Annotated in this window: 17 protein-coding genes; 1 reads left to right on the top strand and 16 read right to left on the bottom strand. The window is 73.0% G+C overall.

Annotation, left to right across the window (positions count from 1 at the left end; all coding sequences use genetic code 11):
• Positions 1 to 20: 20 nt before the first annotated feature.
• From IE287_RS20955 to IE287_RS20885, 15 genes are all read right to left on the bottom strand, one after another.
• On the bottom strand, positions 21 to 1,550 hold the full coding sequence (locus IE287_RS20955; protein WP_189850656.1) for a PH domain-containing protein: 1,530 nt from the start codon (positions 1,548 to 1,550) through the stop codon (positions 21 to 23).
• Positions 1,550 to 2,050 (bottom strand): PH domain-containing protein, encoded by a 501-nt coding sequence (locus IE287_RS20950; protein ID WP_189850655.1) that lies wholly within the window; start codon positions 2,048 to 2,050, stop codon positions 1,550 to 1,552. Before IE287_RS20950 ends, IE287_RS20955 begins: the two co-directional genes overlap by 1 nt.
• 3 nt (positions 2,051 to 2,053) lie before the next feature.
• A complete protein-coding gene (gene pgi / locus IE287_RS20945) occupies positions 2,054 to 3,718 on the bottom strand; it encodes a glucose-6-phosphate isomerase (RefSeq protein WP_373307871.1) in 1,665 nt (554 codons plus the stop codon).
• A 155-nt stretch (positions 3,719 to 3,873) separates the two neighbouring features.
• On the bottom strand, positions 3,874 to 4,209 hold the full coding sequence (locus IE287_RS20940) for an RNA polymerase-binding protein RbpA (RefSeq protein ID WP_003957010.1): 336 nt from the start codon (positions 4,207 to 4,209) through the stop codon (positions 3,874 to 3,876).
• A gap of 77 nt (positions 4,210 to 4,286) precedes the next feature.
• Positions 4,287 to 4,517, bottom strand: a complete 231-nt coding sequence (gene secG / locus IE287_RS20935) for a preprotein translocase subunit SecG (protein ID WP_017238647.1) — start codon at positions 4,515 to 4,517, stop codon at positions 4,287 to 4,289.
• Positions 4,518 to 4,622: 105 nt separating this feature from the next.
• A complete protein-coding gene (gene tpiA, locus IE287_RS20930) occupies positions 4,623 to 5,399 on the bottom strand; it encodes a triose-phosphate isomerase (protein ID WP_189850654.1) in 777 nt (258 codons plus the stop codon).
• Between the two features lie 7 nt (positions 5,400 to 5,406).
• Complete coding sequence (locus IE287_RS20925) at positions 5,407 to 6,618, bottom strand: phosphoglycerate kinase (protein ID WP_189850653.1); 1,212 nt, start codon at positions 6,616 to 6,618, stop codon at positions 5,407 to 5,409.
• 117 nt (positions 6,619 to 6,735) lie between these two features.
• The gene (gene gap, locus IE287_RS20920; protein ID WP_189850652.1) at positions 6,736 to 7,746 is read right to left on the bottom strand and encodes a type I glyceraldehyde-3-phosphate dehydrogenase; all 1,011 of its coding nucleotides are present in this window, start codon (positions 7,744 to 7,746) and stop codon (positions 6,736 to 6,738) included.
• Positions 7,747 to 7,969: 223 nt separating this feature from the next.
• Entirely contained in the window at positions 7,970 to 10,924 is a 2,955-nt protein-coding gene (locus IE287_RS20915) for a M14 family metallopeptidase (RefSeq protein WP_189850651.1), read from the bottom strand.
• A gap of 219 nt (positions 10,925 to 11,143) precedes the next feature.
• Positions 11,144 to 12,133 (bottom strand): DNA-binding protein WhiA, encoded by a 990-nt coding sequence (gene whiA, locus IE287_RS20910; RefSeq protein ID WP_030746080.1) that lies wholly within the window; start codon positions 12,131 to 12,133, stop codon positions 11,144 to 11,146.
• Entirely contained in the window at positions 12,124 to 13,164 is a 1,041-nt protein-coding gene (locus IE287_RS20905; RefSeq protein ID WP_189850650.1) for a gluconeogenesis factor YvcK family protein, read from the bottom strand. The genes whiA and IE287_RS20905 overlap by 10 nt, the downstream gene beginning before the upstream one ends.
• Positions 13,161 to 14,141 carry an RNase adapter RapZ gene (rapZ, locus tag IE287_RS20900; protein ID WP_189850649.1) on the bottom strand — a complete coding sequence of 327 codons (981 nt, stop codon included), beginning with the start codon at positions 14,139 to 14,141 and terminating at the stop codon, positions 13,161 to 13,163. Before rapZ ends, IE287_RS20905 begins: the two co-directional genes overlap by 4 nt.
• A complete protein-coding gene (gene uvrC / locus IE287_RS20895; protein ID WP_189850648.1) occupies positions 14,138 to 16,120 on the bottom strand; it encodes an excinuclease ABC subunit UvrC in 1,983 nt (660 codons plus the stop codon). Before uvrC ends, rapZ begins: the two co-directional genes overlap by 4 nt.
• Before the next feature lie 306 nt (positions 16,121 to 16,426).
• A complete protein-coding gene (locus tag IE287_RS20890) occupies positions 16,427 to 17,329 on the bottom strand; it encodes a hypothetical protein (protein WP_189850647.1) in 903 nt (300 codons plus the stop codon).
• Positions 17,330 to 17,331: 2 nt separating this feature from the next.
• Entirely contained in the window at positions 17,332 to 17,958 is a 627-nt protein-coding gene (locus IE287_RS20885) for a papain-like cysteine protease family protein (RefSeq protein WP_189850646.1), read from the bottom strand.
• A 247-nt stretch (positions 17,959 to 18,205) separates the two neighbouring features.
• Between IE287_RS20885 and IE287_RS20880 the strand changes: the two genes are divergently transcribed.
• On the top strand, positions 18,206 to 19,135 hold the full coding sequence (locus IE287_RS20880; RefSeq protein ID WP_189850645.1) for a hypothetical protein: 930 nt from the start codon (positions 18,206 to 18,208) through the stop codon (positions 19,133 to 19,135).
• A 16-nt stretch (positions 19,136 to 19,151) separates the two neighbouring features.
• Here the strand turns inward: IE287_RS20880 and IE287_RS20875 are convergent, their stop codons facing one another.
• Complete coding sequence (locus tag IE287_RS20875) at positions 19,152 to 19,589, bottom strand: Rieske (2Fe-2S) protein (RefSeq protein ID WP_189850644.1); 438 nt, start codon at positions 19,587 to 19,589, stop codon at positions 19,152 to 19,154.
• Between the last annotated feature and the right edge of the window lie 115 nt (positions 19,590 to 19,704).

The raw sequence follows: 19,704 nt of genomic DNA, 5'->3' as shown, positions 1-19,704 counted from the left end.
TCCCGGCGCGGAGGCCCGGTTCACCCCTCGGTGGACCGGGCCTCCGGCGTCTCCACGGGCTCCAGGAAGGGCGCGAGCAGCCCCGGTACGGCCTCGGCGGCGAAGAGCAGGCCCTCGCTCGCGTCCGTGTCCAGGACGTCGTAGGCCCGTTCGCCGGCGGCCGTGGTGGCGGTGAGGGTGAGGATCCCCGCGCGCCGCTGGAAGTACGACTGCTTGACCGTCCAGCCGATGATCCCGGACCGCTGGAGGGCGACCGTGGCCCGCCGCACCGTGCCCGACCGGGTCACTAGATAGGCGCCGCCGAGAGCGTGCCCCAGGGAGCGGTACGCGTCCAGGGCGAGGGCCACCGCGAGCGGGCTCAGGGCCAGCGTCCAGCCGGCCGCCACGGAGAACAGCACCGGGGTGAGCAGCGCGCCGAGGAGGGCGAGGACGGCGGCGGGCCCCAGGACGGCGGAGAGCGCCCGGCGGAGCCTGCGGGCCCGGGCGGCACGCGGGTGGGGGGTGAGCGGGCCCGAGAGGGGGGCGCCCGGTTCGCGCAGCACCTCGGCGGCGATCCTGGCGGCGACCTCCCGGGGCGCGGCCGGAAGCAGCGTCTTCAGGTCGGCGTGCTTCTCGTCGTCCTCGGCGAGGCCGCCGGCGACGGCGTCGACGCGTGCGGCGCCGGCGAGGCGGACGCCGAGCGGTTCGACGAGCTCGACCCCGCGCAGGCGCTCCTCCTCCAGGGTGACCGAGCGGGTGCTGAGCAGACCGCGGCGGACCCGGAGGGTGCCGCCGGGTTCGCGTTCGAGCCGGTGGTTCCACCACATCTCGGCCCAGAGCCCCAGCGAGCCGACCGCGCCGGCCAGGGTGGCGAGGAGGACGAGGTCGATGACGACCCACGTCAGGGAGACGTCCCGGAACCGGTCCCCTATCCAGCCGATGACCTCGGACTGGACCCCGAACCACTCGCTGACCTGCATGACCGCGCCGGCGGCGGCGCCGCCGAGCAGGCCGGTGACGAAGGAGACGGGGGCGTAGCGGATCCAGCGGGGGTCGAGGACGGCGAGCGTGCCGTCGTGGTCGGGTGCCGTCTCCGGGGCGGCCGGGCGGGCGAGGAGCTCGCGGCGGAGCCGTTCGCCCTCGGTCCGGGTGACGAATTCGAGTTCCAGGGTGGACTCCCCGCCGCCGGTGGACTCCCCGGTGCCGATGCGGACCTTGACCAGGCCGAGGATCCGCTGGAGGGGGTTGGCGGTGAGGTCCACGCTGCGGATCCGCTCGCGGGCCAGGGAGCGCCGCTTGAGGAGCAGCAGGCCGGAGTGGAGCTCGACCTGGTCGGTGCCGATCCGGTATCGGGTGTGGCGCAGGCGGACCTGCTCGGCGACGGTGCCGCCGCCGATCAGCAGGACGGCGCCGGCGAGGACCCAGGCCAGCGCCTGCCAGAGGGGCCGGGAGCCGGTGAGCCCGGCGGTGACCGGGACTCCGGCGCCGGCCGTGACGCCGCAGAGGACGGCGGCGGTGACGAGGGAGGTGCGCCGGTCGAGGCGCCGCCACTCCCCCGCGTCGCCGGGCATCACGTGGCGTCCCCCGGGGTCGCCCCGGTGATCGCGGTGAGCCGCTCGGCGAGTCCGGCGGCCGCCTCGTGGTCGAGGCCCTCGATCTCGACGGCGCCCTTGGACGAGGCGGTGGTGACGGTGACGGTGGCGAGCCCGAAGAGCTGCTCCAGCGGGCCGCGTACGGTGTCCACGGTCTGGATCCGTGACATGGGGGCGATCCGCCACTCCTGCCACAGGGCGCCCGTGCGCACGTACACGGCCTCGTCGGTGACCTCCCAGCGGTGCAGCCGGTACCACCAGGCGGGGAAGAACGCGGCGCAGGCCAGGCCGGCGGCGGCCAGCACGGCGGCCGGCAGCAGCAGCCAGAACCTGGCCGGCCCGATCAGGGCGCCGAGGACGCCGAGGACCGCCACCGGGACGGCGGTGCCGAGCAGCCACTGGGTGCGCCACCAGCCGACGCTGCGGCGGTCGACGGCGTTCCTGGGCGGCCGGAGCCGCACCGCGTTCTCCCCCGCCATCGCTCAGCTCCGGTCGCGCAGCGCGCGATAGGCGGAGACGAGCGCCGCGGTGGAGCTGTCGAGGCCCCCGGTCTCCCCGTCGCCGGTGAGGACGGGCTCGATCCGCTTGGCGAGGACCTTGCCGAGCTCGACGCCCCACTGGTCGAAGGAGTCGATGTTCCAGACGGCGCCCTGGACGAAGACCTTGTGCTCGTAGAGCGCCACCAGCTGGCCGAGGACCGAGGGGGTCAGGGCGTCGGCGAGGATCGTGGTGGTGGGGTGGTTGCCCTGGAAGGTCTTGTGCGGGACGAGCTCCTCCGGCACGCCCTCGGCCCGTACCTCCTCGGGCGTCTTGCCGAAGGCGAGGGCCTGGGTCTGGGCGAAGAAGTTGGCCATCAGCAGGTCGTGCTGGGGCACCAGGCCGGGCAGCAGGTCCGCGACCGGGCGGGCGAAGCCGATGAAGTCGGCGGGGATCACCTTGGTGCCCTGGTGGATCAGCTGGTAGTAGGCGTGCTGCCCGTTGGTGCCGGGGGTGCCCCAGACGACCGGGCCGGTCTGCCAGTCGACCGGCTCGCCCTGGCGGTCCACGGACTTGCCGTTGGACTCCATGTCGAGCTGCTGGAGGTAGGCGGTGAACTTCGACAGGTAGTGGGAGTACGGCAGGACGGCGTGCGACTGGGCGTCGAAGAAGCCGCCGTACCAGACGCCGAGGAGGCCGAGCAGGAGCGGGGCGTTCTCCTCCGCGGGGGCGGTGCGGAAGTGCTCGTCGACGAGGTGGAAGCCGTCGAGCATCTCCCGGAAGCCGTCCGGCCCGATGGCGATCATCAGGGAGAGGCCGATGGCGGAGTCGTACGAGTAGCGGCCGCCGACCCAGTCCCAGAACTCGAACATGTTGGCGGTGTCGATGCCGAACTCCTCGACCCGCTCGGCGTTGGTGGAGAGCGCCACGAAGTGCCGGGCCACGGCCTCCTGGCCGGCTCCGAGCCCGCCGAGGAGCCAGTCCCGGGCGGAGGTCGCGTTGGTGACCGTCTCGATGGTGGTGAAGGTCTTCGAGGCGACGATGAAGAGCGTCTCGGCCGGGTCGAGGTCGCGGACGGCCTCGTGGAGGTCGGCGCCGTCGACGTTGGAGACGAAACGGAACGTCAGGTCCCGCCGGGTGTAGGCGCGCAGCACCTCGTAGGCCATGGCGGGGCCGAGGTCGGAGCCGCCGATGCCGATGTTGACGATGTTCTTGATCGGCTTGCCGGTGTGGCCGGTCCAGGCGCCGGAGCGGATCGTGTCGGCGAAGCCGGCCATCTTGTCGAGGACGGCGTGGACCGCGGGGACGACGTTCTCGCCGTCGACCTCGATCACGGCTCCGCGGGGGGCGCGCAGCGCGGTGTGGAGGACGGCCCGGTCCTCGGTGGTGTTGATCTTCTCGCCGCGGAACATGGCGTCGCGCAGCCCGGCCACGTCGGTGGCGACGGCCAGCTCGCGCAGCAGTTCCAGGGTCTCGTCGGTGACGAGCTGCTTGGAGTAGTCCAGGTGGAGGTCGCCGACCCGCAGGGTGTAGCCGGTGCCGCGCTCCGGGTCGGCCGCGAACAGCTCGCGCAGGTGGGTCCCGCCCAGCTGCTCCCGGTGCTTGCCGAGGGCCGCCCACTCGGGCAGCCGGTTGAGCCTGATGCGTCCTTCAGTGGTCATTTCGGACATCGCCCACTTCTTCTCGTACGTTTCTGCCCCGCTGCTCCTCCAACCTAGTTGATCGAACGGGGCGATCGACGCCATCGAAAGCGGACACGTCGAAGGGCCCCGCCCGCGAAACGAGTTCACGGGCAGAGCCCTTTGCCATGGTGTTCAGCTGCCGTTCAGATCTCGCCCCGGAGCTTGGCGAGCGCCTCGGCGAGGATCGCCTCGCCGTCGGCGTCGCTGCGGCGCTCCCGCACGTAGGCGAGGTGGGTCTTGTACGGCTCGGTGCGCGGGGGGTCCGGGGGGTTGTCCCGGTCCTGGCCGGCCGGGAATCCGCAGCGGGGGCAGTCCCACGTGTCCGGGACCTGCGCGTCGCTCGCGAAACTCGGCTGGGTCTCGTGCCCGTTCGAGCACCAGAAGGAGATGCGGAGGCGCGGTGCCGACTCGCCCCGCTCGGCCTCCCCCATCGGCCCCGCTCCGACCCGGCTTCCCCGGATCGCGTTGCCACTTGCCACGGTCGTAACTCCCTGCGTGATGGTGCTCGAAGATGCCCCAGTCTACGGAAGGCCCAACGCGCGTCCAGTGTGCGGAGTTACCCGTCCAGCTTCATGAGCAGACCAAGTACCACAATGCAGGCGAACCAGAGCAGGCCGACCACGACCGTGATCCGGTCGAGGTTGCGCTCGGCGACCGAGGAGCCGCCGACGGAGGACTGCATGCCGCCACCGAACATGTCGGAGAGGCCGCCGCCCTTCCCCTTGTGCATCAGCACCAGCAGCATCAGCAGGCCGCTGAAGACGATCAGGGCGATCGAGAACCCCATAACCACGGCGGGACCAACTTCCTCGGAGCTTGAAAAGGGACGGGGGCCGGGCACCTGCCCGACCCCCGCAAGGGTACGACGGATCACCTCCGTCGCTCTACATCGTCACTGGTCGCGGAAACGGACGATCTTGACGAACTCGTCCGCGTCGAGCGACGCGCCGCCGACCAGGGCGCCGTCGATGTCGGGCTGCGCCATGATCTCGGCGACGTTGCCGCTCTTGACGGAGCCGCCGTACTGGATGCGGATCTTGTCGGCGACGTCCTGCGTGTACAGCTCGGCGAGCTTGCCGCGGATCGCCCCGCAGACCTCCTGGGCGTCGTCGGCGCCGCAGACCTTGCCGGTGCCGATGGCCCACACCGGCTCGTACGCGATGACGATCGTCTCGGCCTGCTCGGCCGGGACGTCCTTCAGGCCGCCCTCGACCTGGGCGAGGGTGTGCGGGACGGCGTTGCCGGCCTCGCGCACGTCCAGCTCCTCGCCGACGCAGAGGATCGGGGTGATGCCGTGGGCGAAGGCGGCCTTCACCTTGGCGTTGCACAGCTCGTCGGACTCGGCGTGGTACTGGCGGCGCTCGGAGTGGCCGACGGCGACGAAGCCGGTGTTCAGCTTGGCGAGCATGGCGCCGGAGATCTCACCGGTGTAGGCGCCGGACTCGTGGGCCGAGAGGTCCTGGGCGCCGTACTTGATCTTGAGCTTGTCGCCGTCGATCAGGGTCTGCACGGAGCGCAGGTCGGTGAAGGGGACGAGGACGGCGACCTCGACCGCGTCGTAGTCCTTGTCGGTGAGCGAGAACGCGAGCTTCTGGACGTGGGCGATGGCCTCGAGGTGGTTGAGGTTCATCTTCCAGTTGCCCGCCATCAGCGGGGTGCGGGTGGTCATAAGGGGGTCAGTCCTCCAGTGCGACGAGGCCGGGGAGCTGCTTGCCCTCGAGGTATTCGAGGGAGGCGCCGCCACCGGTCGAGATGTGGCCGAATGCGGTTTCGTCGAAGCCCAGAATGCGGACCGCGGCGGCGGAGTCGCCACCGCCGACCACGGAGAAGGCCGGGGAGTCGACGAGCGCCTGGGCGACGGCCTTGGTGCCCTCGGCGTAGTCGGGGTGCTCGAAGACGCCCATCGGGCCGTTCCAGAAGACGGTGGCCGCGTCGGCGAGCTTCGAGGCGTAGAGCTTGCGGGTCTCCGGACCGATGTCCAGGCCCTCCTGGTCGGCCGGGATGGCGTCCGCGGCGACGGTGGCGGGGTTCGCCGGGGCCTTGGTCTTCAGGTCCGGGAACTCGGTGGAGACCAGGACGTCGACGGGGAGGACGAACTCCACGCCGCGGTCCTCGGCCCGCTTCAGGTAGTCCTTGACGGCCGGGATCTGGTCCTCCTGGAGGAGGGAGATGCCGACCTCGTGGCCCTGGGCCTTGAGGAAGGTGTAGGCCATGCCGCCTCCGACGAGGATGCGGTCGGCCTTCTCCAGGAGGTGGTCGATCACCCCGAGCTTGTCGGAGACCTTGGCGCCGCCGAGGACGACCGCGTACGGCCGCCGGACGTCCTCGGTCAGCTTCCTGAGGACGCCGACCTCGGTGGCGATGAGGTAGCCGGCGGCGTGCGGCAGCTTGCCCGGGAGGTCGAAGACCGAGGCGTGCTTGCGGTGGACGGCGCCGAAGCCGTCGCCGACGTAGAGGTCGGCGAGGGCCGCCAGCCGCTCCGCGAAGGCGTCGCGCTCGGCGTCGTCCTTCGAGGTCTCGCCGGCGTTGAAGCGGAGGTTCTCGATGACGGCCACGCCGCCGTCGGCCAGGCCCGCGACGGTCGTCCGCGCGGACTCGCCGACGGTGTCGGTGGCGAAGGCCACCTCGGCGCCGAGGAGTTCGCCGAGGCGCGCGGCGGCCGGCGCGAGGGAGAACGCCGGGTCCGGGGCGCCCTTGGGGCGGCCGAGGTGGGAGGCGACCACGACCCGGGCGCCGGCGTCGGCGAGCGCCTTGACCGTGGGGACGACGGCGCGGATGCGCCCGTCGTCGGTGATGGTGGTGCCGTCGAGCGGCACGTTGAGATCGGCGCGGACGAACACCCGCTTGCCCTCGACGCCCTCGCCGAGAAGCTCGTCGATCGTCTTCATCTGTTCACTGACTCCTTGGTACGCGGTGGAGCACACGAGACAGGGCCCGCACAGCGCTTCGTCGCGCTGCCCGAGCCCTGCTCACATCGAAAGCCTGCCCTGCTGAACCCTAGTACGTCAGAGCTGGTCGCCGACGAAGGTGGTGAGGTCGACGAGACGGTTGGAGTAGCCCCACTCGTTGTCGTACCAGCCGAGGATCTTGACCGAGTTGCCGTCCTGGACCATGGTCAGGGAGGAGTCGAAGGTGCACGACGCCGGGTCGCTGACGATGTCCGAGGAGACGATCGGGTCCTCGGTGTAGAAGAGGATGCCCTTCAGCGGGCCGTCCTCGGCCGCCTTCTTGAAGGCCGCGTTGACCTCGTCCTTGGTGACCTCGCGGTCGAGGGTGACGACCAGGTCGGTGGCGGAGCCGGTGGGGACCGGGACGCGCATGGCGATGCCGTCCAGCTTGCCCTTGAGCTGCGGGAGGACCAGGGCGGTGGCCTTGGCGGCACCGGTCGTGGTCGGGATGATGTTCTCCGCGGCGGCGCGGGCGCGGCGCAGGTCCTTGTGCGGGAAGTCCAGGATGCGCTGGTCGTTGGTGTACGCGTGGACCGTGGTCATCAGGCCCCGGACGATGCCGAAGTTCTCGTCGAGGACCTTCGCCATCGGGGCGACGCAGTTGGTGGTGCAGGACGCGTTGGAGATGACGTCGTGGTGCGCCGGGTCGTACTTGTCCTGGTTGACGCCCATCACGATGGTGATGTCCTCGTCCTTGGCCGGAGCCGAGATGAGGACCTTCTTCGCTCCGCCGGCGAGGTGCTTCGCCGCGTCCTCGCGCTTGGTGAAGATGCCGGTGGACTCGATCACGATGTCGACGCCGAGGTCGCCCCACGGGATGTCGGCGGGGTCGCGCTCGGACAGCACCTTGATGGTGTGGCCGTCGACGGTGATGGTGTCGGCGGTGTGGGAGACCTCGGCCTTGAGGCGGCCCAGAATCGTGTCGTACTTCAGCAGGTGGGCCGTGGTCGCGGTGTCGCCCAGGTCGTTGACGGCCACGACCTCGATGTCGGCACCCTGCTCAAGGAGCGCGCGGAAGTAATTGCGACCGATACGGCCAAAGCCGTTGATGCCTACGCGGATCGTCACGAACCGATCTCCTCGTATGAGAACGCCGGGTGATATGTCACACCGGCTAGATCTTGATTTTTTTGGGATGTCCCCGACCGCTTCCGACCCTACCTCTCCGGGCGCCCCCGGGTGACATCGAGCGCATCCGTACGCGCCCGGGGAGTCGCCGGAGAACGGCCGACGGCCCGTACCCGGTGACAGGTACGGGCCGCCTCGGGACCTTCGGCCCCACTACTCTCCGTCAGCGGCGGAGCGCGGTGAGGGCCCGGTCGAGGAGCCGCCGCCGCTCGGCCGCGGAGCCGACGTGCTCCAGGCCGAAGCCGAGGAGGACGGTGTCGCGGGTGGTGACGGCGGCGACGGAGTGGAACAGGGCCGGCGAGCGGGTCCAGTCCCTGGCGTTGCCGGGGCTGCCCTCCGGGGCCCCCGGCACGGTCCAGGCGCCGAGCGAGCTCTCGAAGCCCTCGCGCTCGGTGCCGGCCGCGGTGACCAGGCGGACGTCGTCGACGAAGGCGCCGGTCTCGCCGGTGCCGGGGTCGGAGACGTACGAGAGGGAGAGCTCGACCTGCCTGCCCGCGTAGGCGGAGAGGTCGACGGAGGCCTGTCGCCAGCCGTTGGACGGGCCGGTGAAGGCGTTCCAGGCGCCGGTGGTGCCGGTGGACGCGCAGCCGTCCTCGCCGAGGGTGAGATAGCGGCCGAGGGCCGGGTGGAGCTTCAGGTAGTAGCCCTCGCCGCAGTCGGCGGGCGGCTCGGCGGAGGTGCCGCCGTTCCGGTCGGGCAGGGTGGTCCAGTCGTCCTGGCCGGCGGTGCGGGCCTCGACGACGAGGTTGTCGTAGCCGGGCTCGGTGTCGTAGCTGATCTGGAAGTCGAGCCGGGGGCCGTCGGCGGCGGTGGTGCCGGTGAGGTCGACGGTCCGGGCGAGCCGGGCCCAGGTGTCGTCGGCGTGCCGCACCGCGGCGAAGGTGCTGCCCTCGGCCGGTTCGAAGGGGGTCCGGACGCCGGGGTAGCCGCCGGCGGGGGCGCTGGAGGCGAACTGCGGGAACCGCTCCGGGTCGAGGGTGTCGGAGGTGACGGTGTAGGCGCCGGCGTTGTCGAGCGGGTTGCCGTCGGCGGCGCCGAGCCCGGTGGGCGGACCGGCGAGGCGGCCGGTGCCGGCGAAGGAGGACGGCCCGTTCAGGCCGGCCCGGTGGTAGGCGCCGAGCCAGTACTGGGCGAAGTCGTTGGACTCGGCCCGGCCGATCCGGGTGAGCCCGCCGGTCTTCTCGCCGGCGTTGAGCAGCTTGCCGCCCTCGTTGAGGTAGGAGCGGACGGCGAGCTGGACCTCCCCGGAGGGGCGCTCGGCGCCGGTGTACCAGACGACGGTGCGGAAGTGGGAGAGGGCGCCGAGGGCGTGCGGGACGCCCTGGGAGGCGACGTCCCAGACGGCGGCCTTCCGCCCGGTCGCGGCGAGCGCCTCCGTGTACGCGGCGGTGTGCCGGGCGGCGCTCGTGCCGCCCTCCTCGGCGAGGACCAGGACGTCCCCGCGGGCGCGCTCGGCGACCCGGTAGGTGAAGGGGGCGGTGGCGACGGTCCGGCCGTCGCGGCCGCGGGCGGTGAACCAGACCTCGACGGAGTCGCCGGGCCGGGCTCCGCGCACCTCACCGCGGTACTGGTCGTAGTACAGGTTGTCCTCGCCGCCGTAGGTCTCGCCGCCGTCCCAGGCCTCGACGCCGGCGCGGTGGGTGCGCCCGCCGTCGATCCGGTAGTGGAGGGTCTTGGCGCGGAGGGACTTGCGGGCGGTGACCGCGACCCGCTGCTCCTCGCCGGCGGCGGCGTAGGAGGTGGTGAAGGGGTCGGGGACGAGGGCCGGGGCCGGGGCGCCGACCGGGGAGACCGGGTCGTCCGGGCGGGCGGCGGACTCGGCGACGGCGAGCGCGAAGGGCACGTTCTTGGCGAACTCGGCCCGGATCAGCTTCTCGTCGTCGGGGAAGGTGAAGACGGAGGCGCAGTCGGCGGCCTCCCAGGCGTCGTCCGGGTCGACCCGGGACGCGGTGGCGCAGGTGGACATCTCGGGGGTGAACATCTGCATGCCGTTGACGTTGGCGGCGTGGCCGTCGGCCTCGCCGTTGGTGGTGTACAGCTCGGAGGAGACCTGCGGCCGGTAGCCGGGCACGGCGGACTTCTCCGGGGTCCCCGCGAGCGCCTTGAGGGGGATGTCGTCGGGGGTGTCGGTGGCGACCTGCCAGCCGACGCCGTACAGCAGCAGCTGGGCGGCGGAGTGGTAGTTGATGCCGTACGAGAAGCCGATGCGCTTCTGGAAGGCGTCCAGGGCGCGGGTCTCGGGCTCGGACATGGCGGCCTTGCCGCGGAAGGTCTCGTCGGCCGGGTCGGGGGACGAACCCTCGTCGTCGTAGCCCCACTTGTGGGCGAAGTTGCGGTTGAGGTCGACGCCGTCGCCGGTGCCGATCGTGCCGTCGCCGTCGTTGTCGCGGAGGTTCTTGCGCCACTGGCGGTTGGCCGGGTCGGCGTGGGTGAAGTCGTAGCCGTCCGGGTTGGCGGAGAGCACGAACCACAGCTCGGTGGAGTCGACGATCCGGGTGACCCGCCGGTCGGTGCCGTAGTTGTCGAGGTAGTGGTGGAGGAGCCGCCGGGTCATCTCGGGGGTGATCCACTCGCGGGCGTGCTGGTTGGAGACGTACAGCGTGGCGGGCCGACTGCCGTCCTTCGCCTTGCGGGCGCCCTTGCTGACCTTGACCGCGAGGATGTCCTGGCCCCTGAGGGTCTTGCCGATCGAGACGACCTTGGTGAGGTCGGGGTGGGCGGCGGCGGTGGCGAGGAGTTCCTCCTTCAGCCCGCCGGGGCCGCCGTAGGGGCGGAAGACGCCGTCGCCGGCGGCGGCCGACCGCCGGGCGGCGGCCGGGCCGGGGTCGTGCTCGGCGACCTGTACGCCGCGGCCGCGCAGCGCCCCGGCCTGCGCCTCGGTGAGGTACAGCTCGACGGTGGCGGTGCCGCGCTCGGGCACCTGCTCGGTCAGTTCGTGCCCGTCGGCCCCGGCCTCCAGCAGGAGCGGCACCTGCTCCCCGGTCACCGTGGCCCGCCACACGGAGAGGGCGTCGCCGCCTCCGGGGTCCGCCGGCCGTGCCCCGGCGGCGGGTGCCGCCGCCAGTCCGGCGATCAGCAGTGAAGTCGCGGCGACGACCGCCCGCGCCCTCCGTCTCATGGAAGCCCCCCTTGTTGTGATCCGTCACGAGGAAGAACGGATGCCAGGCTCTTGGGCGCCCATGGGCCTGTCAAGGGCGCCTCACCGCGACAACCCTGGGACACAACGGCGCTGGTGGGGCCTCAGAAACGTTTCACCACGCCGGAGTTCACCCTTCCACCGCTACGGGAACGGCCCCCGCCCGGGTGGGGCGGGGGCCGTGCGGCACGGGTGCCGGACTCAGCCGACCAGGCTCTCGTCCAGCTCCTCCGTCAGGTTCGACTCGGTGCCCGGGATGCCCAGGTCCTGCGCCCGCTTGTCCGCCATGGCGAGCAGCCGGCGGATCCGGCCGGCCACCGCGTCCTTGGTGAGCGGCGGGTCGGCGAGCGCGCCCAGCTCCTCCAGTGAGGCCTGCTTGTGCTCCATGCGCAGCCGGCCGGCCGCGGCGAGGTGCTCCGGCACCTCCTCGCCCAGGATCTCCAGGGCGCGCTGCACCCGGGCCCCGGCGGCGACGGCGGCGCGGGCCGAGCGGCGCAGGTTGGCGTCGTCGAAGTTGGCCAGGCGGTTGGCGGTGGCGCGGACCTCGCGGCGCATCCGCCGCTCCTCCCAGGCCAGCACCGACTCGTGGGCGCCGAGCCGGGTCAGCAGGGCGCCGATGGCGTCGCCGTCGCGGACCACGACCCGGTCCACGCCGCGGACCTCGCGGGCCTTGGCGGCGATGGAGAGCCGGCGGGCGGCGCCGACCAGGGCGAGCGCGGCCTCCGGTCCCGGGCAGGTGACCTCCAGGGAGGAGGAGCGGCCGGGCTCGGTGAGCGAGCCGTGGGCGAGGAAGGCACCGCGCCAGGCCGCCTCGGCGTCGCAGGTGGCCCCGGAGACGACCTGCGGGGGAAGACCCCGGATGGGGCGGCCCCGGCCGTCGACCAGGCCCGTCTGGCGGGCCAGCTGGTCGCCGCCCGCCACCACCCGCACCACGAAGCGCGAGCCGCGCCGCAGCCCGCCGGGGGCCATCACGATCAGCTCCGAGCTGTGCCCGAAGATCTCCAGGATGTCCCGCTTCAGCCGCCGGGCCGCCATCGCCGTGTCGAGCTCCGCCTCGATCACGATCCGGCCGCTGACCAGGTGCAGACCGCCCGCGAACCGGAGGATCGAGGAGACCTCCGACTTCCTGCAGCAGGTCCGGGTGACGGGAAGCCGGGAGATCTCGTCCTTCACCGCTGCCGTCATCGCCATGGGCCGATCCTTCCATGCATCCGAAAAATACGGTCGTACGCGGCGGCCAACTGCTCCGGGTCGTGCTTCGGAGAGCCGTCGGCACGGGCCACCGGCGCCAGCTCGAGCGCGGCGCCGAGCCGCTTGGCGGCGTCGACGAGGGGTTCCCTGGCTGACACGTCGGGCACGGCGGCCTCGTCGGCCAGCACCACGTCCAGGGCGAGTTTAGGGGCGTGTCGTCCCAAAACCTCCAAATGACGCTGCGGTGAGAAGCCCTCTGTTTCTCCCGGCTGGGGCGCGAGGTTCAACGAGAGCACCTTGCGGGCCTTGGTCTCGACCAGGGCGTCGAGCAGTTCGGGCACGAGGAGGTGCGGGATCACCGAGGAGAACCAGGAGCCGGGACCGAGGACGACCCAGTCCGCGTCGAGGACCGCGGCGACGGCCTCCGGCACGGCCGGCGGGTCGTGCGGCACCAGGTGCACGGACTGCACCTCGCCCGGGGTGAGGGCCACGGTGGCCTGGCCGCGGACCGTGTCCACGTCCTCCGGGCGCTCCGGGTCGTGCCCCTTGACCAGGGCCTGGAGCTCCAGCGGCACGGCGGACATGGGCAGCACCCGGCCCTGGGCGCCGAGCAGCCGCCCGACCAGGTCGAGGGCCTGCACGGGGTCGCCGCCCAGCTGCTCCCAGAGGGCGACGATCAGCAGGTTGCCGACGGCGTGGCCGCCCATCTCGCCCTTGGACCGGAAACGGTGCTGGATGACCCGGGCCCAGGTCTGGCCCCAGTCGTCGTCGCCGCAGAGCGCGGCGAGCGCCTTGCGCAGGTCGCCGGGGGGCAGCACGCCCAGCTCCTCCCGGAGCCGGCCGCTGGATCCCCCGTCGTCGGCGACGGTGACGACGGCCGTCAGGTCGCCGGTGATGCGCCGCAGGGCGGCGAGGGAGGCGGAGAGGCCCATGCCGCCGCCGAGGGCGACGACCTTCGGCTGGGCGCCACGCCTGCGGAGCGTCCGCCGCACCGAGAGGGTGGAGGAGGAACGCCGGCGGTACGGCTTCACTCGCGCCCCATGTCGCGGTGGACGACCACCGTCTCCACGCCCTCGGCGGCGATGCGGGCGGCGAGCTTCTCGGCGGTGGCGACGGAGCGGTGCTTGCCTCCGGTGCAGCCGACGGCGATGGTCACGTACCGCTTGCCCTCGCGGCGGTAGCCGGCGGCGATCAGCTGGAGCAGCTCGGTGTAGCGGTCCAGGAACTCCTTGGCGCCGGGCTGGTTGTAGACGTAGTTCGCCACCTCCTCGTTGAGGCCGGTGTAGGGGCGCAGCTCGGGGACCCAGTGCGGGTTGGGCAGGAAGCGCATGTCGACGACGAGGTCGGCGTCGACGGGCAGGCCGTACTTGAAGCCGAAGGACATGACGGTGGCCCGCAGCTCGGGCTCCTCCTCGCCGGCGAACTGGGCGTCCATCTTGGCGCGCAGCTCGTGGACGTTGAGGCTGGAGGTGTCGATGACCAGGTCGGCGTCGCCGCGGAGCTCGCGCAGCAGGTCGCGCTCGGCGGCGATGCCGTCGACGATGCGCCCGTCGCCCTGGAGCGGGTGGGGGCGGCGGACCGACTCGAAGCGCCGGACCAGGGCCTCGTCGGAGGACTCCAGGAAGACGATCCGGCGGGTGACCTGCTTGGCGTCGAGGTCGGCGAGGGACTCCCGCAGGGCGTCGAAGAACTGCCGGCCGCGGACGTCGACGACGACCGCGATGCGGGCGACGTTGCCCTGGGAGCGGGCGCCGAGCTCCACCATGGTGGGGATCAGCGCGGGCGGCAGGTTGTCGACGACGAACCAGCCCAGGTCCTCCAGACACTTCGCCGCGGTGGACCGGCCGGCTCCGGACATGCCGGAGATGATCACCAGCTCGGGGATGGCCGCCTCGGCGCCGTTGTCGCCCGCGGTCTCCTTCGTGCCCGTACTCACGTGTCCTGCTCCGTCTTCTCGGTGGTGCCCGTCGTGCGTGTGGTGCCCGTCGCCGGGATGGCGCTCGGTCATGCGGTGGTGCCCCCGTCGTCTTCCATGATCTCTCCTGTGGCCGTGTTCACGGCGGGTGCGGCGGGGGTCGCCCGGGCCAGGGCCACGGCGACCGCCTCCGCGGTCTTCCGGCCGAAGCCGGGAACCTCGCAGATCTGCTCGATTGTCGCCTGCCTCAGCCGCTTCACCGAGCCGAAGTGCTTGATCAGGGCCTGCTTGCGCGTGTCGCCGAGACCGGGGACGGCGTCGAGGGGGCTGCTCCGGAGCCGTTTGGTCCGCTTGGAGCGCTGGTAGCGGATGGCGAAATCGTGAGCCGTGTCACGGACCCGCTGGAGGAGGTAGAGGCCCTCGCTGGAGCGGGGCAGCACGACCGGGTCGTCCTCGCCGGGCAGCCAGACCTCCTCCAGGCGCTTGGCGAGGCCGCAGACGGCGACGTCGTCGATGCCGAGCTCGTCCAGGGCGCGGCGGGCGGCGGCGACCTGCGGCTGTCCGCCGTCGACCACGACGAGCTGCGGCGGGTAGGCGAAGCGCTTGGGCCGCCCGTCGTCGCCGGCCTCGTCGACGGCGACCTCGCCGTCCTCGCCCCACTCCCCCGTCCTCTCCTTCTCGGCGAGGTAGCGGCGGAAGCGGCGGCCGATCACCTCGTGCATGGAGCGGACGTCGTCCTGCCCCTCGAAGGACTTGATCTGGAAGCGGCGGTACTCGCTCTTGCGGGGCAGTCCGTCCTCGAAGACGACCATGGAGGCGACGACGTCCTCGCCCTGGAGGTGGGAGATGTCGAAGCACTCGATGCGCAGCGGCGCCGACTCCAGGTCCAGGGCCTCGGCGATCTCCTCCAGGGCCCGGGAGCGGGTGGTCAGGTCGCTGGCCCGCTTGGTCTTGTGCAGCACCAGGGCCTGCTGGGCGTTGCGCGCCACGGTCGTCATCAGGTCCTTCTTGTCGCCGCGCTGCGGGACGCGCAGGGAGACCTGGGAGCCGCGGCGGCCGGAGAGCCACTGGGTGACGGCCTCGGCGTCCTCGGGCAGCGCCGGGACGAGGACCTCCTTCGGCACGGCCTCGCCGCGCTCCTCGCCGTACAGCTGCTGGAGGGCGTGCTCGACGAGGCCGGCGGTGTCGACGGCCTCGACCTTGTCGGTGACCCAGCCGCGCTGGCCGCGGACGCGTCCGCCGCGCACGTGGAAGATCTGCACGGCGGCCTCCAGCTCGTCCTCGGCGAGGGCGATCAGGTCGGCGTCGGTGGCGTCGGCGAGGACGACGGCGCTCTTCTCCATGGCCCGCCGCAGGGCCTCGATGTCGTCGCGGAGCCGGGCGGCCCGCTCGTACTCCATCTCCTCGGCGGCCGCCGCCATCTCCTTCTCCAGGCGGCGGATGTACGTGCCGGTGCGGCCGGTCATGAAGTCGCAGAAGTCCTCGGCCAGTTCGCGGTGCTCCTCGGGCGTGACCCGGCCGACGCAGGGGGCCGAGCACTTGCCGATGTAGCCGAGGAGGCAGGGGCGGCCGGCGGAGGCGGCGTTCCGGAACACGCCCGCCGAGCAGGTCCGCACGGGGAAGACCCGCAGCATCAGGTCGACGGTCTCGCGGATCGCCCACGCGTGCGCGTACGGCCCGAAGTACCGCACGCCCTTCTTCTTCTGGCCCCGCATGACCTGGACGCGGGGGTGCTCCTCGTCCATCGTGACCGCGAGGTAGGGGTAGCTCTTGTCGTCCCGGTACTTCACGTTGAACCGGGGGTCGTACTCCTTGATCCAGGAGTACTCCAGCTGGAGCGCCTCGACCTCGGTCGAGACGACCGTCCACTCCACGGAGGCGGCGGTGGTCACCATGGTGGCGGTCCGCGGGTGGAGGCTCGCGAGCGGCTGGAAGTAGTTGGCCAGCCGCTGCTTCAGCGACTTCGCCTTCCCGACGTAGATCACCCGCCGGTGCTCGTCCCGGAACTTGTAGACACCCGGCGAGTCCGGGATCTGACCCGGCTTGGGGCGGTAGCTGGAGGGGTCGGCCATGCTCCCCACCCTACTGGCGCGGACCGACACGGAGGACGGGCACGCGGGGGCGCGGAACGGAGCGGCGAGGGGGCGCGGGAGGCCGGTCCCGCGGGGGCGCGGGCGGGGCCGGGAGGCCGGTGGAGCGCGCGTGCGCGGGCGGCCGGGGGGGGTGCGGCTCCGGTGGCCCGGGCCGCCTCGTGGGCGGCCCGGGCCGTGGGTGCCGGGTGCGGCCTCGTGGGTCGCGCGGCGGGTGGGGAGGTACGGGGGCGGGCGGGCTCCGGCCGTGCCGGGGGCCGGGGTGGGCCGGCACCCCGGCCCCCGGGGTCAGGACCGCCGGGTGCGGCGGGCGGTCGCGCGGCGGCGGAGGGCGGCGGCGCCGATCAGGGCGAGGGCCGCCACGGCGCCGAAGGCCGCGACCGTGGAGGCGGCGGTGGCCGCGGCCGGCTGGTGGCGGGGGGCCGCGGCGGATCCGGTCGCCCGCTCCGGTGCCTGGGCGGGGGCCTGGGCGGGAACCTGGGCCGGTGCCTGGGCGGGGGCCTGCGCCGGTGCCTGGGCGGGGGCCTGGGCGGGAACCTGGGCCGGTGCCTGGGGAGCGTAGCCGCCCGCCGCGCCCTTGCGGGCGTAGCCGGAGCCGGGGAGCTTGTCGGCGTACGCGCGCGCGACGCGGTCCCGGTAGGCGGCGAGGGTCGTCCCGTTCGGCCCGACGGCCGTCACCGCGTCCTCGTCCAGCGGCAGCACCTTCGCGCCCTTCTGGACGTACCAGGCGTCGATCTGCGGTTCGCGGAAGACGAGGCCCCCGGGGAGTTTCCCGGCCCCTTCGCGCGCGTACCGGATCTCGTCGTCGCCGGTGGCGATGTTCACCACCTGCCAGCCGGCGGAGCCGCGCACCGTCCAGAGGGACGCCTTCCGCCCGTCGGCGGCGACGGCGAGGCTGGCCCGGAACTCCTCCCGGGCCACGGGCGCGCCCGCCTTCCCCGAGACGAAGGCCGCGGACAGGATCCGCACGGGGACGGACGCCCCGGATATCCGGGGCTCCGCGGCGGTGCGGGCGAGCGCCCCGTCGCGGGCGAAGAAGCGGCCGACGGTGGCCAGGGTCTCCGGCGCGGCGGCGGCCCGCTCGGCGGTCGGCGCGGTCGGCAGGGGGTCGGCGGCCGACGCGGCGGGGGCCGCGGCACCGAGGGCGAGGAGCGCGGACGCGGCTCCGGCGACGAGTGCGGTGGTGGTCATGTTCACGCCCCGATCCGGTAGAGGGAGTGGGTCCAGGAGAAGGAGGCGTTGTTCACGTACCACGCGTGGGAGGCCCAGTTGTAGCGATTGCTCGAAGGCCACGGGTCTCCCCAGTAGACCCAGCTGTTCGCGTCGTCGTAGCCGTACAGCACGTGCATGTGGCCGCCGCCGCTCGACCACTGGATGCGGGTCTCGACCGGGCGGTCGGCGTTGATCTCGGTCTGGACGGTGGCGTAGCGCAGCCAGCCGTCGACGTACGAGCCGGGGCTGACGCCCGCCCAGGAGAGGCCGGTCTGGACGTTGGCGAGGGTCGCCTGCCAGTTGGGGCAGTCGTAGCCCTGCTGCCGCTGGAAGGCCGCGTTGCAGAACTGGTTCTGGCTGTAGCCGCGGCCGTACCAGGTGGCGATGGTGTTCCCGGCGGCCGCCCAGCACCAGTTGGTCTTCTGCTGGGCCTGCATGGTGATGTTCAGGCGCTTGGCGGCGAGGGCGCCGGCGGGGGCGGGTGCCGGGGCGGAGACGGTGACGGGGGCCGGCGCGGCGGACGCCGAGGCCGCGGTGGGGACGAGGAGGAGCGCGGCCGCGGCGAACGCCACGAGGCCCCTCTTCCTGTTCTGGAGTCGTCTGCGCATGGGGGTTCCTCCCAGTGCGGGCGGTGGGGATGGGTGGGGGGTGCGTGGGGGGTGGGGGTGGCGTCCGGACACCGCTTGGAGCATCGATCGTTGTCGCGAGCGGGTCAACACGCTTCAATGCGGGGTGACATCGGGTTGTGAACGGTGTGGCGCGTGTGTGAACGCGCGCCCGCTGTCCACCAGCCCGCTCGCCGTCCGGGCCGCGGCGGTCCGTGCCCCGGGCGTGAACGTTCACCGAGGAGCCCGTGTGAGCCACACCGAGGCCGATCTGGTGCAGCTGCTGCACACCGGCCCCTTCCACCTGGCCCTGCGCACCGCGCTCGCCGTGCGCGGCCTGCCCCTCCAGCGCGTCCAGCACCACCTCGCCCACCGGGGCGTGAAGGTGGGGGTGACCTCGCTGAGCTACTGGCAGCAGGGCGCGCGGCGGCCCCAGCGGCCGGAGTCGCTGAAGGCGGTCCGGGCGCTGGAGGAAGTGCTCCGACTGCCGGGCAACTCGCTGCTGCGGCTGCTGACGGAGGACGCGGCGTCCCGGGAGGGGGTCGAGCGGCCCGCGGCCCGCTCGTACCGCTCGCTGGTGGAGGCGTCGGGCGCGGTGGAGGGGCTCTTCGCGGAGCTGGAGTCGCCGGCGGACGGCGGGCTGCACACGGTCGGCCACCACGAGCGGGTGCGGATCGGCGCCGGCCGGGAGCTGGTGGGGCGGGAGTCCCAGCACGTGGTGCGGGCGCACCGGGACGGCGTCGACCGCTACCTCGCCATCCACCTCGGCGATCCGGGGTGCGACCCGGCGCGGGTGCGGGTGCGGTCGGTGGAGAACTGCCGTACGGGGCGGGTGCGCTGGCACGCCGGGACGGGCGTGGTCGTCGCCGAGCTGCTCTTCGACGCGCGGCTGCGGGCCGGCGACACCCACCTGTTCACGTACGGCTTCGAGGACGGCACCGCCGGGCCGAGCGGCGAGTACGTGCGCGGCTTCAGCTTCGCGGGCGGGCAGTACGTGCTCCAGGTCGCCTTCGACGAGGCGGCGCTGCCGGTGCGGTGCCGGCGCTTCGCCCAGGCGTCGGCGGGCGCGCCGCGCGGCGGCCGGACGGAGCTGACGCTCGGCGGCCGGCACCGCACGGTGCACCTCGTGGAGCAGGGGGTGCGTCCCGGGATCCTGGGGATCGACTGGGACTGGGAGTGAGTCCGCCGGGGGCGGTTCAGGCGGAGGGCGCGGCCTTCGGGCCGGCGACCAGCGTGCCGTCCTCGACGCGCACCTCGACGGCGGGCAGCGGGACGGTGGCGGGGCCCTTGAGGGCCTTGCCGGTGGTGACGTCGAAGCGGCTGCCGTGGCAGGGGCAGTTGCCCTCGTTGTCCTCGATCTTGTCGAGGACGCAGCCGGCGTGGGTGCACTGGGCGCTGAAGGCCTTGTACTCGCCCTTGGCGGGGCAGCTGACCAGGAGGCGCTGCTCGCGGTAGAGCTTGGCGCCGCCGACCGGGACCTCGTCCGGCGAGCCGAGGGCGACGGGCGCGGTGGGCGTCGGCACCCCGGCGTGGCCCAGCTTGGACTCGGTGGAGCAGGCGGCGACTCCCAGCCCGGCGGCACCGGCGAGAGCGGCACCCTTCAGGACGGTGCGGCGGGTGGACTGGCCGGACATGATCGTTCTCCACGGGGGCGGGGGACGGTGGTCTGCCCCGACGATACCCGCGCTGTTTGATGTGGTTTCGACCGGGCCCGTGCGCGGTGTGACGACCGCGCCCGGGCGCGGTGTG

The sequence above is a fragment of the Streptomyces omiyaensis genome, assembly GCF_014650895.1.
Lineage (GTDB): Bacteria > Actinomycetota > Actinomycetes > Streptomycetales > Streptomycetaceae > Streptomyces > Streptomyces omiyaensis.
This window is presented reverse-complemented; position numbering and strand designations above follow the sequence as displayed.